At 72.4% G+C, this 14514-nt stretch carries 9 protein-coding genes; 3 read left to right on the top strand and 6 right to left on the bottom strand.

The genetic code is table 11. The features are described from left to right. Positions 1 to 27 precede the first annotated feature (27 nt). Entirely contained in the window at positions 28 to 2244 is a 2217-nt protein-coding gene (gene katG / locus M1105_RS03675; protein WP_249578985.1) for a catalase/peroxidase HPI, read from the bottom strand. Between the two features lie 265 nt (positions 2245 to 2509). Between katG and M1105_RS03670 the strand changes: the two genes are divergently transcribed. Next, positions 2510 to 3448, top strand: a complete 939-nt coding sequence (locus tag M1105_RS03670) for a hydrogen peroxide-inducible genes activator (RefSeq protein ID WP_249578984.1) — start codon at positions 2510 to 2512, stop codon at positions 3446 to 3448. A 13-nt stretch (positions 3449 to 3461) separates the two neighbouring features. Here M1105_RS03670 and M1105_RS03665 read toward each other — a convergent pair whose 3' ends face one another. From M1105_RS03665 to M1105_RS03655, 3 genes are all read right to left on the bottom strand, one after another. Next, on the bottom strand, positions 3462 to 4577 hold the full coding sequence (locus M1105_RS03665; RefSeq protein WP_249578983.1) for a TIGR03032 family protein: 1116 nt from the start codon (positions 4575 to 4577) through the stop codon (positions 3462 to 3464). 73 nt (positions 4578 to 4650) lie between these two features. Then, positions 4651 to 7539 (bottom strand): autotransporter outer membrane beta-barrel domain-containing protein, encoded by a 2889-nt coding sequence (locus M1105_RS03660; protein ID WP_249578982.1) that lies wholly within the window; start codon positions 7537 to 7539, stop codon positions 4651 to 4653. Between the two features lie 305 nt (positions 7540 to 7844). Further along, the gene (locus M1105_RS03655; RefSeq protein WP_249578981.1) at positions 7845 to 9524 is read right to left on the bottom strand and encodes a GNAT family N-acetyltransferase; all 1680 of its coding nucleotides are present in this window, start codon (positions 9522 to 9524) and stop codon (positions 7845 to 7847) included. Positions 9525 to 9735: 211 nt separating this feature from the next. Between M1105_RS03655 and M1105_RS03650 the strand changes: the two genes are divergently transcribed. Then, positions 9736 to 10326: a LysE family translocator gene (locus M1105_RS03650; RefSeq protein ID WP_249578980.1), complete on the top strand. Its 591-nt coding sequence runs from the start codon at positions 9736 to 9738 to the stop codon at positions 10324 to 10326. 11 nt (positions 10327 to 10337) lie between these two features. On the opposite strand, the gene chrA is transcribed toward M1105_RS03650, so the two are convergent. Both chrA and M1105_RS03640 read right to left on the bottom strand, forming a co-directional pair. After that, on the bottom strand, positions 10338 to 11747 hold the full coding sequence (gene chrA / locus M1105_RS03645; RefSeq protein WP_249578979.1) for a chromate efflux transporter: 1410 nt from the start codon (positions 11745 to 11747) through the stop codon (positions 10338 to 10340). Between the two features lie 192 nt (positions 11748 to 11939). Continuing rightward, positions 11940 to 12839, bottom strand: a complete 900-nt coding sequence (locus tag M1105_RS03640; RefSeq protein WP_249578978.1) for a LysR family transcriptional regulator — start codon at positions 12837 to 12839, stop codon at positions 11940 to 11942. A 104-nt stretch (positions 12840 to 12943) separates the two neighbouring features. Here M1105_RS03640 and M1105_RS03635 point away from each other — a divergent pair, with 104 nt between their 5' ends. After that, positions 12944 to 14503, top strand: coding sequence for a proton-conducting transporter transmembrane domain-containing protein (locus tag M1105_RS03635; RefSeq protein ID WP_249578977.1), 1560 nt, complete (start codon positions 12944 to 12946; stop codon positions 14501 to 14503). Positions 14504 to 14514 lie beyond the last annotated feature (11 nt).

Below are 14514 nucleotides of genomic sequence, written 5' to 3'. Positions count from 1 at the left end.
GCCCCCCGGGCGCCATTCGCGCCGTAATCAGGCGATGTCGAAGCGGTCCGCGTTCATCACCTTGTTCCACGCGGCCACGAAGTCGCCGACGAACTTCGCGCCGTTGTCGTCCTGCGCGTAGACCTCGGCCAGCGCCCGGAGCTGCGAGTTCGACCCGAACACCAGGTCCACCCGCGTGCCGGTCCACTTCACCGCGCCGGTCCCGCGGTCGCGGCCCTCGAACACGTCATGCGCGTCCGAGACCGGCGTCCACACGGTGCCCATGTCGAGCAGGTTGACGAAGAAGTCCGCGCTGAGCTGCCCCGGCCGGCTGGTGAAGACGCCATGCGCCGACCCGCCATGGTTGGCCCCCAGCACCCGCAGCCCGCCCACCAGCGCCGTCATCTCGGGCGCGGTCAGGGTCAGAAGTTGCGCCCGGTCGACCAGCATCTCCTCGGCCGAGACGCTGAAGGCCGCCCGCTGGTAGTTGCGGAAGCCATCGGCCGCGGGCTCGAGCACGTCGAAGCTCTCGACATCGGTCTGGTCCTGCGAGGCATCGGTGCGGCCGGGCGTAAAGGGCACCTCGACCGTGTGGCCCGCCGCCTTCGCCGCCTGCTCGATCGCGGCGCAGCCGCCCAGCACGATCAGGTCGGCGAGCGAGACCCGTCTGCCGCCGCCGGCCGCGCCGTTGAACGCCGACTGGATGCCTTCGAGGGTCTCCAGCACCTTGGCAAGCCGCGCGGGCTCGTTGACCTCCCAGTCCTTCTGGGGGGCGAGCCGGATGCGCGAGCCGTTCGCCCCGCCGCGCTTGTCCGAGCCGCGGAAGGTCGAGGCCGAGGCCCAGGCCGTCGAGACGAGCTCCGCCACCGAGAGACCCGAGCCGAGGATCTTCGCCTTGAGCGCGGCGATGTCGGCGGCGTCGATCAGCGGATGGTCGACGGCCGGCACCGGGTCCTGCCAGATCAGGTCCTCGGCCGGCACCTCGGCGCCCAGGTAGCGCGCCTTCGGGCCCATGTCACGATGCGTCAGCTTGAACCAGGCGCGCGCGAAGGCGTCGGCGAACTCGTCGGGGTTCGCGTGGAAGTGACGCGAGACCTTCTCGTAGTCGGGGTCCATGCGCATCGCCATGTCGGCGGTGGACATGAAGATCGGCACGCGCTTCGAGGGGTCGGCCGCATCCGGCGCCATGTCCTCGGGCGCGATGTCCTTCGGCGTCCAGACCCAGGCGCCGGCCGGACTTTTCACCAACTCCCAGTCGTATTTGAACAGGACGTCGAAGTAGCCCATGTCCCACCGGATCGGGTTCGGGGTCCAGGCGCCCTCGAGCCCCGAGGTGATGGTGTCGCGCCCCTTGCCACTGCCGTAGGACGAGAGCCACCCCAGCCCCATCGCCTCGATGGGCGCGGCTTCCGGCTCGGGGCCGACATGGCTCGCCGGGCCCGCGCCGTGCATCTTGCCGAAGGTGTGCCCGCCCGCGGTCAGCGCCACGGTCTCGTAGTCGTTCATCGCCATGCGCGCGAAGGTCTCGCGGATGTCATGGGCCGAGGCCAGCGGGTCGGGCTTGCCGTCGGGGCCCTCCGGGTTGACGTAGATGAGGCCCATCTGCACGGCGGCCAGCGGGTTCTCCAGCTCGCGCTCGCCCGAATAGCGGCTGTTCGGCTTGTCGCTGGTGGCCAGCCACTCCGACTCGGCGCCCCAGTAGATGTCCTCCTCGGGCTCCCAGATGTCCTCGCGCCCGCCGCCAAAGCCGAAGGTCTTGCCGCCCATCGATTCGATGGCGACGTTGCCCGCCAGGATCATCAGGTCGGCCCACGAGATCGCGTTGCCGTATTTCCGCTTGATCGGCCACAACAGCCGCCGCGCCTTGTCGAGGTTGCCGTTGTCGGGCCACGAGTTGAGCGGCGCGAAGCGCTGCGACCCACTGCCCGCGCCGCCGCGCCCGTCAGCCGTGCGGTAGGTGCCGGCCGAGTGCCAGGCCATGCGGATGAACAGGCCGCCGTAATGCCCGTAGTCCGCTGGCCACCAGTCCTGGCTGTCGGTCATCAGCGCGGTCAGGTCCTTCTTCAGCGCCTGAAGGTCGAGCGACCTGAACGCCTTGGCATAGTCGAAGCCCTTGCCCATCGGGTTCCCGGCGGGCGGGTTCTGGTGCAGGATCCGCAGGTTGAGCTGGTTCGGCCACCAGTCCCGGTTCGACCTGATCCCGAAATTCGTGGCGCCATGGACCACCGGGCACTTGCCGGTGCTCGGGCTGTCGTTTCCGTCCATATCTCTCTCCGATCGTGGCTGCGTTGCGTAGAATCCGTCCGGCATGCGGGCCGCCGACAGCCTCGCGGAAAACTGCTCTGCCCGACAGGCGGTGTGACACCGCACCTTCCCTGGCGGGGCCGGGCACTCCCTGCCTCCGGCAGGGCATCGGCACATCCCGGCGGCGACGGGCCGGCGACTCCGCCCTTTTTCTCCGTCTCAGGTCTAGCGAAGTCGCGCCATTTGTTTAAGTTTAATATTCTGATTGCCGTAATAAGCCGAACTTATGAGAAACCTGACCCTCAGGCAGCTTCGCTACTTCGACGCGCTGGCGCGGCACGGCCATTTCGGCCGCGCGGCCGATGCTTGCGCGATCTCGCAGCCCGCCCTGTCGCTTCAGATCAAGGAGCTGGAGGAGTCGCTCGGCACCACCCTGTTCGAGCGGAGCGCCCGGCAGGTGCGGCTCACCGGCCTCGGCGAGGACTTCGCGCTCCGGGTGCGCGAGATCCTGCGCGCGGTGGACGAACTGGGCGACCTTGCGCGCGCCTTCACCGACCGGCTGGCAGGCCGGCTCAGGATCGGCGTGATCCCGACGGTCGCGCCTTACCTGCTGCCCGCGATCATCGGCAATCTCGCGCGCCAGCATGACGGCCTCGACATCCATGTGCGCGAGACGGTGACGCCCAAGCTGTTGCAGGAGCTGGCCGAGGGACGGCTCGACACCGCCATCGTCGCACTTCCGGTGTCCGAGCCCGCGCTGACCGAGGCGGCGCTGTTCGCCGAGGAGTTCGTGCTGGTCCGCCCCGCCGAGGACGAGGGCAAGCCGGTGCCGGACCGCGAGGCCCTGCGCGAGATGCGGCTCTTGCTGCTCGAGGAGGGGCACTGCTTCCGCGATCAGGCGCTGTCGTTCTGCAATCTGCAGGCGGCGCCCCCGCGCGAGATGCTGGACGGCAGCTCGCTCTCGACGCTGGTCCAGATGGTCGGTGCCGGCATCGGCGTGACCCTGATCCCCGAGATGGCGTTGCCGGTCGAGACGCGCTCGGCCGCGGTTTCGATCGCCCGCTTCGGGCACCCCCGGCCGTCGCGCACCATCGGCATGGTGTGGCGCCGCACCAGCCCGCTCGCCCGGCAGCTTCTCCAGGTTGCGGAGGTCGTGCGCCAGTCGGCCGAGGCGCTGCGCCGCCAGCAGGGCGCGCCCGGCCCTGCATCCGCCACCGGCACCTGACCCCTCGCGCCCCTCAGGCGGGATGGAGCGGTGCGTAGTCCGGCTCCCAGTTCACATGCGCGCCAGCGCCGTCGGTGCCGCCCACCGACATCGGCGCGGCGGCGCCCGGCAGCACCGCCACGTCGAACAGCTCGCGGATCGGCCCGCGCAGGCGGATCCATTGCACGACGTCGCCGCTCGCGAGGTCGATCACCTGCACGCCGCACCAGGGCTCGGCATCGCGGGTCCTCAGCGCCTCGTCGAGCGGCAGGCCTCTGAACGAGGCCTCGCGCGGCAGCGACAGGGTGATCACCGCGTGGTTGCCGACGAAGGCCAGCCCACGCAGGAAGCCGGGCAGGAAGGCGATGGGCTCGACGGCCCCCGTGCGGCGATCGACCCGGCACAGTTGCCCGCGCCCGCTGTCGAGCACGTAGAGCTCGCCGCCCCGGACTCGCGGCGAATGGGGCATCGACAGCCCTTCCGCGAGGATCCGGTCGCCCGCCGCGAGGTCGATGACCAGCCCGCCCCCGACACGCCTGTCGCGCCAGCCGCCGATCACGTCGGAGCGGCAGGCGGCGGTGACATAGCGCGCCCGCCCGTCCTCCATCGCCAGCCCGTTGAGGTGGCAGCGGTCCTCGGCGGCGAGGCGCGAGATAAAGGGCGGCTTCCAGACCGGCCGGAAGCCATGCACCGTCGAGACCGTGGCGAGGCAGGAATGCAGCGTGTTGACGAACAGGATGCGCCCCGACGGCTCGACCGCGATCTCGTGGATGTCGGTCTCGCCCACCGTCTGCGCGTTGCGCGGCACGAACAGGCGGTCGAAGCGCCCGTTCGCCCGCTGGCCGGGGGCAAGCACGTTCTCGAGCCGCCAGATCTGAGCCGAGGTCGCCATGTAGAGCCGCTCGGGCGTCGCCCACAGGCCCATCGCCCGGCCGAAGCCGTGCTGGTGGAACGAGACCTGTCCGTTCTCGTGATGCCCGACGAGGAAGAGCTGACCGCTCTGGTACGAACTGAAGGCGAGGCTCACGCGATGCCGCGCCAGCCAGCCCGCGAGCCCGGCCGAGCAGGTGATCCCCGCCGTGCCGTCGCCGGGCCCCGGTTCTGGCGCCCCGCGGTCGGGGGCGGCGGAGGGAAGGCCGTCGTCGCTCATGCCGGCTCCCGGCTCCGTGCGGCATCATGGGGAAACCTGCCCCCGGGACCGCGCCCGGGGACAGGCACGCATCTCAGAAGTCGATGGTCAGACCGACCTGCCCGAACAGGCTGTCGATGCCGTCCGACTGGAAGGCCTTGCGGCCGCGCAGGTCGCCGAACAGCGTGACGGTCTCGGCAAGGCGCACCTGCCCGCGCGCTGCCAGCTCGCCGCTCATGCCGCCGAGATCGCTCTCGACCTCCGAGCCGAAGCCGAAGCGCGTGGCGCTGGTGCCCAGGAACTCGTAGGCGAGCCCGCCGCCGAATTGCACCGACGAGGTGGTGCTGGTCGCGTATTCCAGCATCAGGTTGGCCCGCGCCTCGAGGCTTTCGGCACGGTCGAACGCGACCCGCCCGGCCGGGTCCAGCGCCGTCGGCCGCGCCAGGCTGTCGATGTCGGCGTTGAAGTAGACCACCTGTCCCAGCGGCGCGAGCGAGAGGTTGTCGGCCAGCGCGACCCGCGTGCCCGCCTCGGCGCCCAGCGTGTAGGAGACCGCCTCGCCATCGGGGCCCGGCACGCCCAGGTCGTGCCAGTTCACCATGCCCGTGAGATCCGCATAGGTGTCGCCGTCGCCGGCATACCAGGTGAGCCCGAGGCCCGCGCCGTAGCTCGTGGCATCGAAGGATGCCGACACCACGCCCGGCTGCCCGGCATCGCCGTTCGCGCGCCCGTACTGCGCCATCACCGAGCCGACGACCGAGCCCCCGCCCAGATCGACGCGGGGCAGGTCGACGCCAAGCTGCGTCACGACATGGCTGAGATCGAGCTCCACCGTGCGCCCGCCGCTGCCCGCCTCGCCGTCGTGATAGGCGCCCCCGATCCGGCCCCACAGGCCCGGCGCCGAGCCGTCCAGCCCCGGCCGGCGCAGCGCGTCGCCGGTGCCGATGCGCGCGCCGAGGTCGCCGAACAGGTCGCGCAGCATCGGCGCGAAGACCGCGCCCAGCGCCACCCCGCCCGCAACATCGCCCGCCAGCCCCTGCTCGACCAGCGCCAGCGTGAAGCTGTTGCCGACCTGCTCGAGGTCTAAGATCACGCCGCCGAACTCGACCGGCTGCGCCAGCCGGATATCCGCCAGATTGTCACCCGCGAAGGTGATCAACGGCGCCGAGGTGCCGCCCGGCGCGCCGCCCAGCAGCGGGTTGACCTCGATGAAGGCCGTGCCGGTCACGTCGGCCCCGAAGGTCACGAGGTCCGATGCCGCGACCCGCCCGCCGCCGAACAGCACGTCGAGCGCGATGGTGCCGCCCTGGCCGATCAGGCTGCCGCTGACGTCGGTGCGGTCGTCTGCCGCGCCGTCGGTGAGGTCCAGCCGCCCGGCCAGCGCCAGATCGCCGGTAATCGCGTTCGTTCCCGGGCTGTCGCCGCGCGCCACCAGCCGCGAGGTCGCGTCGATCGAGACCGTGCCGAGGATGTCATCGAGATCGCCGAGCCTCAGGCCCGAGCCGTTCCGCAGGAAAAGGCCCTGCGACGCGCTCAGCACCGACGCGCCCGCGGGGGCCGCGACGAGGTCGGCGCCGTTGTCGAGCGTGATCGTCTCGAAGTTCGCAAACACGGTCGGGTCGAGCGCGCCCGCGAGCCCGTCGAGCGCGAGCGCGTCCACCCCGTCCCCCGCATCGACCAGGCTGAGGCCCGAGATGTCGGCGGTCGAGAAGAAGCTGACAGTGTCGTCGCCGGCGTTCAACCGCGTCGCGCCGCTCAGCCGACCATGCACCTCGAGGGTGTCGACCGATGTGCCGCTCGACAGGATCGAGCTGGCCTGCGTCGACGAGACCGAGCCGGTCTCGGTGATCACGATCGTGCTCGACGTGCCGATCGCCCGGATGCCGGTCGAGCCCGCGCCAAGCGCCGAAACATCGCCCGACACCGTGATCGAGATCGCCGCCAGCGGCGTTCCGTACGGGGACGTGCTGGCGAACACGGCCGTCGCACCCGCTCCGACCGTCGAGACATCGGCGATGTCCATCGTCACCGCCCCGCCATAGCTGCGGGCCTGAACGCCGGACGCGAAATCGGTCGCGGTCGAGACCGACCCGGTCACGGTCACATCGATGGTGTTGCCCGCGCCGGCGCCGAAGTTGCGCGCGAAGATGCCCCGCCCGCCATCGCCGGTCGCGACGATGTCGTTGACGGTGATGTCCATCGTGCCGCCGAAGCTGTTCGCGAGCACGCCGTCGCCGAAACGGCCCGAGGTGGTGATCGTGCCGGTCGAGGTGATGCTGACCCCGCCATCCCCTTCCGTGCGGATGCCGTAGGACAGATAGCCCCGCGTGGTCAGGTCGCCGCTTGCATCGACGGTGATGAACCCGGCGCGCGAGATCGCCTGAACCGCGTTGGAATGATCCCCGCCGGTGTCGACCGGCCCGGTGGCGGTGATCACGACATCGGCACCGGGTGTCGTGCCGAAGCTGCTGCCATAGATGCCGCGCGATGAGTCGCCGGTGGTGGTGACCGCCGCGCCCGAGACGATCGTCACGGCCCCGTCGTAGCTGCGCGCCCAGATGCCCTCCGCGCCAGTCCCGGCGGTCGAGATCGTGGCGCCCGCGCGCGCGTCGACGGTGGTGTCGCCCGAGCCGAACAGCCGCAGGCCCGCCTCGGCGGTTGCATCGGTGTCGATGACAACGCCGCTTTCGATCACCACCGTCAGGTCCGCGACCGGCAGCCCGACATTGCCGTACTGGATCCCGTCGGCAAAGGGATTGCCCGCGGGCGTGCAGGTGACGGTCGCGCCCGGTGCCGCGCCACCGCATTCGTTTGCTGCATGGGCAGGACCATGGCCCGCGGCCATCGCGACCGCGATCGCGAGGCCCGAGGCGCCAAGGCGCAGCGCGCGCCCGGCCCTTCCGTGCGGTAGCGCGGCGGCAGCGCGCACGCCACCACCGCCGGTCACGGGCGATGTGAAGTTCGACGGGTGAAAGTCAGTCATTACACGCTCCCGGAAGCAGAATTAACCATTTTGAATCAGTCTCTTCCCCCCGTCCCGGCGGCGTAGCACCGGGCCGTGATCGCGTCTTTCGAACTTCTCGTGATCAGCGCGTGAGCCCCCGGCCACGCGCAGCACGGGCCCGGCGCGCCGGGTCTGCGGCCGGGGCGGCGGCGTAGGGGTCAAAAAGGGGGTGGCGCCCGCGCAGCCGTCGGGGCCGCCGGGACCGGAATGGGGGGCGGGCTCGCCGCCGCATCCCCGCCATCACGGGTTTCCAGCAGCCAGCGGGCGCCGACGCCCGCTGCGGATCAACCCGCTTGCGGGGTGCCGATGGGAGCGAAGCCCATGCGCCGCGCCGCGGCCAGGCTTGCGCGGTCGTCCGCGCCGAGGCAGAGCGCCACGTCCCGCTCGCCGCCCTCGGCGACATCGGCGAGGATGGCCGCGAGGCAGGCTTGCAGCCGAGCGCCGTCCGGCTCTGCGCCGCACCAGTCGATGCCGTGGATCAGCACGCAGCCGCTGGGGACGAGCCCCGCCGTCTCCATCGCCCGCGCCGCCGCCTCGCCGGGCTTGTCGGCGCGCCACGCGAGCAGGGCCGGCCCCTCGCCGTCGCCCGCGGCATAGAGTACCTCTCCGTCCTGGAAGCGCCCCAGGGCGGTCGACATTGCCGCCCGGCGGCGCGACGCCGGGGTCTGTGCCTTCGCCGCCATCATCTCGGCCCAGGGCTGGCGGCGCACGGGCGGCGCGCCGCGCGGCGGGTTCTCACGCGGCGTGCCGGCGGGACGCGCGAGCCAGATGCATCCTCGCCCCGCCCCGCCGCCGATGGCCGCGCCTAGCGCGCCCAGCCCCTCCTCGCGCAGCGCCTGCCGAGCCGCTCCCAGCCCGCGCCGCCATCGCGCGAGGCGGTCCTGCACCGCCAGGTCCTGCTTTGCCCACAGCGCCTGCACGGCGTGCCGCACGCGCCCCGCCGCACGCGCGCGGAGCGCGGCCATGCGCGAGCCGTGGATCGTCAGCCGCGCGAGTTCCTGCTCGCCGGTCGCGAAGCGCTGCTTGTAGGGGTCGGTCCCGGGGGTGAGGTCGAGCCGCTCGTACCCCGCCTCGCTCAGCGCCTGCGCCAGCTCGACCAGCAGCAGGCTGCCGGGCGAGTTGCGGCTCTCGTCGGGCGCGAAGGCACTGAGGCCCAGCAGGCAGGTCCGTCCGTCGCAGCCGCCGAAATGGAAGGCGATGGGCCGGTCGCCGTTCCACAGCACCGAGAAGTGCACGGCCTCCGGCTCGGCCTGCCGCTCGACGAAGAAGGCAGCCTTGCACGGATCGTCCGCGAAGGGCCGCACGCCGTTGATCACCTCCTGCCGAAAGTCGCACTGGCGCGCCAGTTCCGCCATCAGCGCGCGCGTCCGGGCCGGGTCGCGGATCCGCTCGAAGGAATACCCGCCGGCGCGGCGGTAGCGGTTCATCTTGGCGCGCAGCGACTTGTTGGCGACCAGCTTCTTCATCTTCTCGCCGTCGCGCAGGTCCAGCACGGGCGACATGCGGCGCTCGACCGTCACGTGCAGGCCCGCGCGCGCCAGCTCGGGATCCGCCGTCCAGTCCATCGGCGTGCCCGGCGGCGCCCAGCGCCACGCCCAGCTTGCGAAGGGCAGGGCGCGGGCAAGCTCGGGCAGGGCGCGCGGCAGGAACCCCGCCTCGGCCTCGGGCAGGGCGATCCAGCCGTGATACTCGGCCTGCTCGCCGCCCGCATGCATCAGCCTGCCGTCGCGGACCCGGCGCGCCAGCGGCATCAGCGCGACCGGCGCGCCCGCCGCGTCGCGCGCCGTCACCATCACCGGCTCGTGCCCGGCGCCATAGGCGCGGAACCAGGCCGTCACGAAGGGCCGTTCCTGCAGGAGGGTGAGTTTCGGGTCCGCGGCGGCCAGCCGGTCCCATGCCGCACGGAAGGCCGGGTCGGCCAGCAGCTCCCATCCGCGCGCACCGGCGGAAATCTCGACTCTCACGACTCGCGCACCCGATGAAAGCGGACCGAACAACACAACCGCAGGAAAGCCTAGCCCGCCACGGCGCGCGACGCTACCGAAATGGCGGCGGACACGCGGCGCCCGCCCGGCTTTCCCGGCACGGTCCGCGCGCGGCCGCATGGCGGCGCGCCGGCGCGGAGGCGGACCGATCGGCGTTGCCAGCCTCGCCGCCGCTTGCTAGGCAGCGTCGATGCTCGAGTTCGCCGCCGCCGTCTTCTTTCTCATCGTCACGCCCGGCCCGGGGGTCCTCTCGACCGCCGGGGTGGGCTCGGCCTTCGGCTACCGGGCGGGGCTTGCCTATGTCGCGGGGCTGTGGGCGGGGAACAACCTCGTCGCGGGTCTCGTGATCTCGGGCATTGCCGCGGCGGCGCTGGCCGTGCCGTGGCTTCGGCCAGTGCTGCTCTTCGCCTCGGCGGGCTACCTCATGTGGCTCGGCGTCAAGATCGCCTTCGCGGGCGCGCGGATCGCCTTCATCCATCCCGAGCGCGCGCCCGGTTTCTGGAACGGCCTCGCGCTGCAGCCGATCAACCCAAAGGCCTATGCGGTCAACACCGCCTTCTTCTCGGGCTTCGCCTTCATGCCGGGGGCGCTGGCGTCCGAGACGGCGCTCAAGCTGCTCATCATGAACGCGATCTGGGTGCCGATCCACCTCGCCTGGCTCGCCGCGGGCGTGTTGCTGCGCCGGCTCGACCTCGCGCCCCCGGTGCAGCGGGCGATCAACATGGCGATGGCCGCGGCGATGCTGGCGGTGGTCGCGATCGCGGTGGCCGCGCAGCTCTGACCGGCCCGGCCTCAGCCGGCGGCGAACCCCGCGAGGTGCAGCGCCATCCCGGCCGCCGCGCAGCCGCCCAGCACTGCGAACAGGCCCAGCCGCAGGCGGAACACCGCGACCAGCGCCGCTGCGACCAGAAGGGCCGCGAGCGGGTCGAGCGTGTCCGGCACCGGCAGGTCGATGCTGAGACCCGCGCCCTCGAACACCCGGACCTCGCCGAACAGCACATGCAGCCCGAACCAGAGCGCGAGGTTGAGGATCACCCCCACCACCGCCGCCGTGATCGCCGACAGCGCTCCCGCCAGCGCCGCGTTGCGCCGCAGCCGCTCGACATGCGGCGCGCCGAGGAAGATCCACAGGAAGCAGGGCGCGAAGGTCACCCAGGTGGTCAGGAGCCCCCCCAGCGTCCCGGCCCACAGGGGCCCGAGCGCGCCCGGATCGCGGAAGGCGGCCATGAAGCCCACGAACTGCGTGACCATGATCAGCGGTCCCGGCGTCGTCTCGGCCATGCCCAGCCCGTCCAGCATCTCGCCGGGCGCGAGCCAGCCATAGGTGCCCACGGCCTCCTGCGCCACCCAGGCCAGCACGGCGTAGGCGCCCCCGAAGGTCACCACGGCGAGGCCCGAGAAGAACAGCGCGATCTCGCTGAACACGTGCTCCGGCCCCAGCGCCGCAAGCAGCGCCGCGACCGGCGCGAGCCACAGGAACAGGCAGATCGCCGCGACCCGCAGCGCCTGCCCCGCGCCGGGCCGGGCATGGGCGGGCAGGTCCTCGCCCAGCGCGCTCTCGGCGTCCGGGACGGGGCGCCCGCCCGCCGCCGTGTGCCCGCCCCGGGTGGCGAAGGCCCGCCAGCCCGCGCGCGCGCCGGCGAACCCGGTCAGTGCGGCCGCCGAGATGATCAGCGGAAAGGGCAGGTCGAAGCCATAGATCGCGATGAACGAGGCCGCGGCCAGCGCCACCATCGCGCGGTTGCGCAGGGCGCGCCCGCCGATTCGCACGACCGCCTGCAGCACGATCGCCAGCACCGCGGCCTTGAGCCCGAAGAACAGCGCCGCGACGATCCCGCTGTTGCCGTGGATCGCGTAGATCCAGCTCAGCGCCATGATCGATACGACGCCCGGCAGCACGAACAGGATGCCGGCGATCAGCCCGCCCAGCGTCCGGTGCATGAGCCAGCCGATATAGATGCAAAGCTGCTGCGCCTCGGGCCCCGGCAGCAGCATGCAGAAGTTCAGCGCGTGCAGGAACCGCTCCTCGCCGATCCAGCGCTTCTCCTCGACCAGGATGCGGTGCATCACCGCGATCTGGCCCGCCGGCCCGCCGAACGACAGGAGCGCGATCCGCGCCCAGACCGCCGTCGCCTCGCGCAGGCTGGGGTAGGGCACCGCGGCGCCCTGCGTGGCGCCGGTCCCCGCCGCGGCGCCGCTCATCGGCCGTGGCCAGCGGCGGCAGGCTCGGTCGGCGTTCCTGCGGCGCGCGTCGTCGGCATCGTCGGGGTTCCCCTCGCTGCCCCGGCGGGTCCTGCGCCGCGCGGGATCGGCCGGATGCCGGCCGCTCACGACGCTAAGCGCGGCGCCGGGCCTGTCAAGGGCTCGCGCCGCCGGGGGCGGCACGGGCGCGGGTCAGGCGGTGGCGTCCTGCGCCGCCTCGGCCCGGAACTCCAGCAGGAGCGGCAGCAGCGGGTGCGGGAAGCGCCGCTCGGGCGTGACGGCGTAGAAGCTCTCGGCGATCCCGGGCAGGCGGCTCAGCTCGACCAGGCGCCCGCTCGCCAGCTCGTCGCGCACCACGATCGGCGGCACCACCGCAAGCCCCGCATCCTCGCGCGCCATCAGGCGGATCATCGCCATGTCGTCCACCTCGGCGGCGATCTGCGGCCGGATGCCGAGGCGCGCGAACAGGGCGTCGAGTTCGGGCCGCAGTCCGCTCTCGGGCGTCGGCAGGATCATCGGATGCGCGGCCAGAAGGTCGGCCAGCCGCGCCCCCTCGATCCGCCGCGTGGGCGTACCCACCAAACTCGCCTGCTGCTCGGCCAGGCGGTGGGCGACGACCGGCATCGCGGCGTCGGGCTGGGGCGGGCGGGTCATCAGCGCGACGTCGAGCGCCAGCGTCCCCAGCCCGCGCATCAGCTCGGCCTGACTGGCCGAGCGCAGGATCACCTCGACATCCGCCCGCCCCAGCACCGGCCGCAGGAAGGCCGCCTGGAAGTTGCGGGAGAGCGTGGCGAGCGCGCCCACCCGCAGCGCCTGGCGCGAGCGCCCGGTCTCGCGCAGGGTGCCGATCAGCTCCTCGCCCGCCGCGTGGATCGCGTCGGCATGGTCGAGCGCGATCCGCCCCGCCTCGGTCAGCACCAGCCGCCGTCCCCGTCGCTCGAACAGCGCATGGCCCAGGAACTCCTCGAGCCTGCGGATCTGCACCGACAGCGCCGATTGCGAGAGGTTCATCCGCTCGGCCGCGCGCGTGAGGTTCCCGTCATGCGCGACGGCCCGGAAATAGCGCAGGTGGTGGAGATTCAGTCCATGCATTCGTTCTAAAATATCGAATGAAATCCCAAAAACAATGAATTTTACTTAAATCGATCACCGAGCTACCTCCCGCCGCAGATCGCATTGCCGAACGGAGGGATGGCGTGCCGACCGATCTTCTGCTGCTGCCCGCACCTGCCGCGCTCATCGCCGCGGCGCTGATCGCCGCCACCCGGCCGGGGTCTCGGCCGCGCCTCGTGCCCGCTGCGGCCGAACTGGCCGGGCTCGTGGCGGCCCTCGCCTCGGCCGCCGCGGCGGTGGGGCTCGCGCTCGGCGGGCCCGCGACCGGCGCGACGCTGGGGGCGTGGGGCTTCGGCTTCTCGCTCCGGCTCGACGCGGTCAGCGTCACGCTCGCGCTCACCGTCTCGCTGGTCGGCTGGGCGGTGCTGCGCTACACCCGCCGCTACCTCGACGGCGAGGCCCGGCAGGGCGCCTTCACCGGATGGATCTGCGCCACCGTCGCGGCCGCGCTCATGCTGGTGCAGTCGGGCAACCTCGTGCAGCTTGCCGCCGCCTGGGTAGCGACCAGCCTTTGCCTGCACCGGCTGCTGCTGTTCTATCCCGCGCGCCCGGCGGCCCGGCGCGCCGCGCGCAAGAAGTTCGTGATGGCCCGCGCGGGTGACGCGGCGCTGCTCGCGGGCTGCGCGATCCTGGCGGCGGGATATGGCACGGGCGACATCGCGGCGATCCTCGACGCCGCGCGGGCGGGCGGCCCGGCGCCCCACGCGGTGGCGGCGGCGGGGCTCTTGGGGCTCGCCGCGCTGGTGAAATCGGCGCAGTTCCCGACCCATGGCTGGCTGACCGAGATGATGGAATCTCCCACCCCCGCCTCGGCGCTGCTGCATGCCGGGGTGGTGAACGCGGGCGGCTTCCTGCTGATCCGCTTCGCCGAGGTGATGCTGCTCGCGCCCGGCGTGCTGGCGGGGCTCGCGCTCATCGGCGGTTTCACGGCGCTGCTGGGCGGGCTGGTGATGCTGACGCAGCCTGCGGTCAAGACCTCGCTCGCCTGGTCCACGGTGGCGCAGATGGGCTTCATGATCCTGCAATGCGGGCTTGGGCTGTTCGGGCTCGCGCTGCTGCACATCGTGGCGCATTCGCTCTACAAGGCGCATGCCTTCCTGGCCTCGGGCCATGCGGTCGAGGCGGTGGCGGCGCTGCGCCGCCCCGGTCCGGTGGCGGTGCCGGGACGGGCGGCGGTGGGCCGCGCCTTCCTCGCGGCGCTGGGGCTCTACGCGGTCGCGGGCGCGGCCTTCGGGCTCCTCGGCAAGCCGCCGCAGGCGATCGCGCTCGGCGCCATCCTGATCCTGGGCGTGGCCTATCTCTTCGCGCAGGGCCTCGCGGACGCGGCGCCCCGGGCGCTCACGCAGCGGGTCACGATGCGCGCGCTGGCCGCGACGCTGGGATACTTCGCGCTGCACGAGCTTGCGGGGCTGGTGGCCGGGGGCACGCTGCCACCCGTGCCCGCGCCGGGGCCGCTGGAATGGCTGGTCATGGCGCTGACGGTGCTGGGCTTCGGCGCGGTGGCGCTGGCGCAGGCGACGCTGCCGCTGTGGGCGGGGCATCCGGCGGTGGCGCCGCTGCGCGTGCATCTCGCGAACGGCCTCTATGCCAATGCCGTGTTCGACCGGCTGACCGGCGGCTGGTCCGCCCGCAAGCCCGTGTGAGAAGGGGACCG

It is taken from the genome of Thermohalobaculum sediminis (assembly GCF_023487995.1).
GTDB classification, from domain to species: Bacteria; Pseudomonadota; Alphaproteobacteria; order Rhodobacterales; family Rhodobacteraceae; genus Thermohalobaculum; species Thermohalobaculum sediminis.
This window is presented reverse-complemented; position numbering and strand designations above follow the sequence as displayed.

Excerpts from the sequence above, each read along its gene's own strand:
- katG (WP_249578985.1), bottom strand. The coding sequence starts at position 2,244 with ATGGACGGAAACGACAGCCCGAGCACCGGCAAGTGCCCGGTGGTCCAT.
- M1105_RS03670 (WP_249578984.1), top strand. The coding sequence starts at position 2,510 with ATGAGAAACCTGACCCTCAGGCAGCTTCGCTACTTCGACGCGCTGGCG.
- M1105_RS03665 (WP_249578983.1), bottom strand. The coding sequence starts at position 4,577 with ATGAGCGACGACGGCCTTCCCTCCGCCGCCCCCGACCGCGGGGCGCCA.
- M1105_RS03660 (WP_249578982.1), bottom strand. The coding sequence starts at position 7,539 with ATGACTGACTTTCACCCGTCGAACTTCACATCGCCCGTGACCGGCGGT.
- M1105_RS03650 (WP_249578980.1), top strand. The coding sequence starts at position 9,736 with ATGCTCGAGTTCGCCGCCGCCGTCTTCTTTCTCATCGTCACGCCCGGC.
- chrA (WP_249578979.1), bottom strand. The coding sequence starts at position 11,747 with ATGAGCGGCGCCGCGGCGGGGACCGGCGCCACGCAGGGCGCCGCGGTG.
- M1105_RS03640 (WP_249578978.1), bottom strand. The coding sequence starts at position 12,839 with ATGCATGGACTGAATCTCCACCACCTGCGCTATTTCCGGGCCGTCGCG.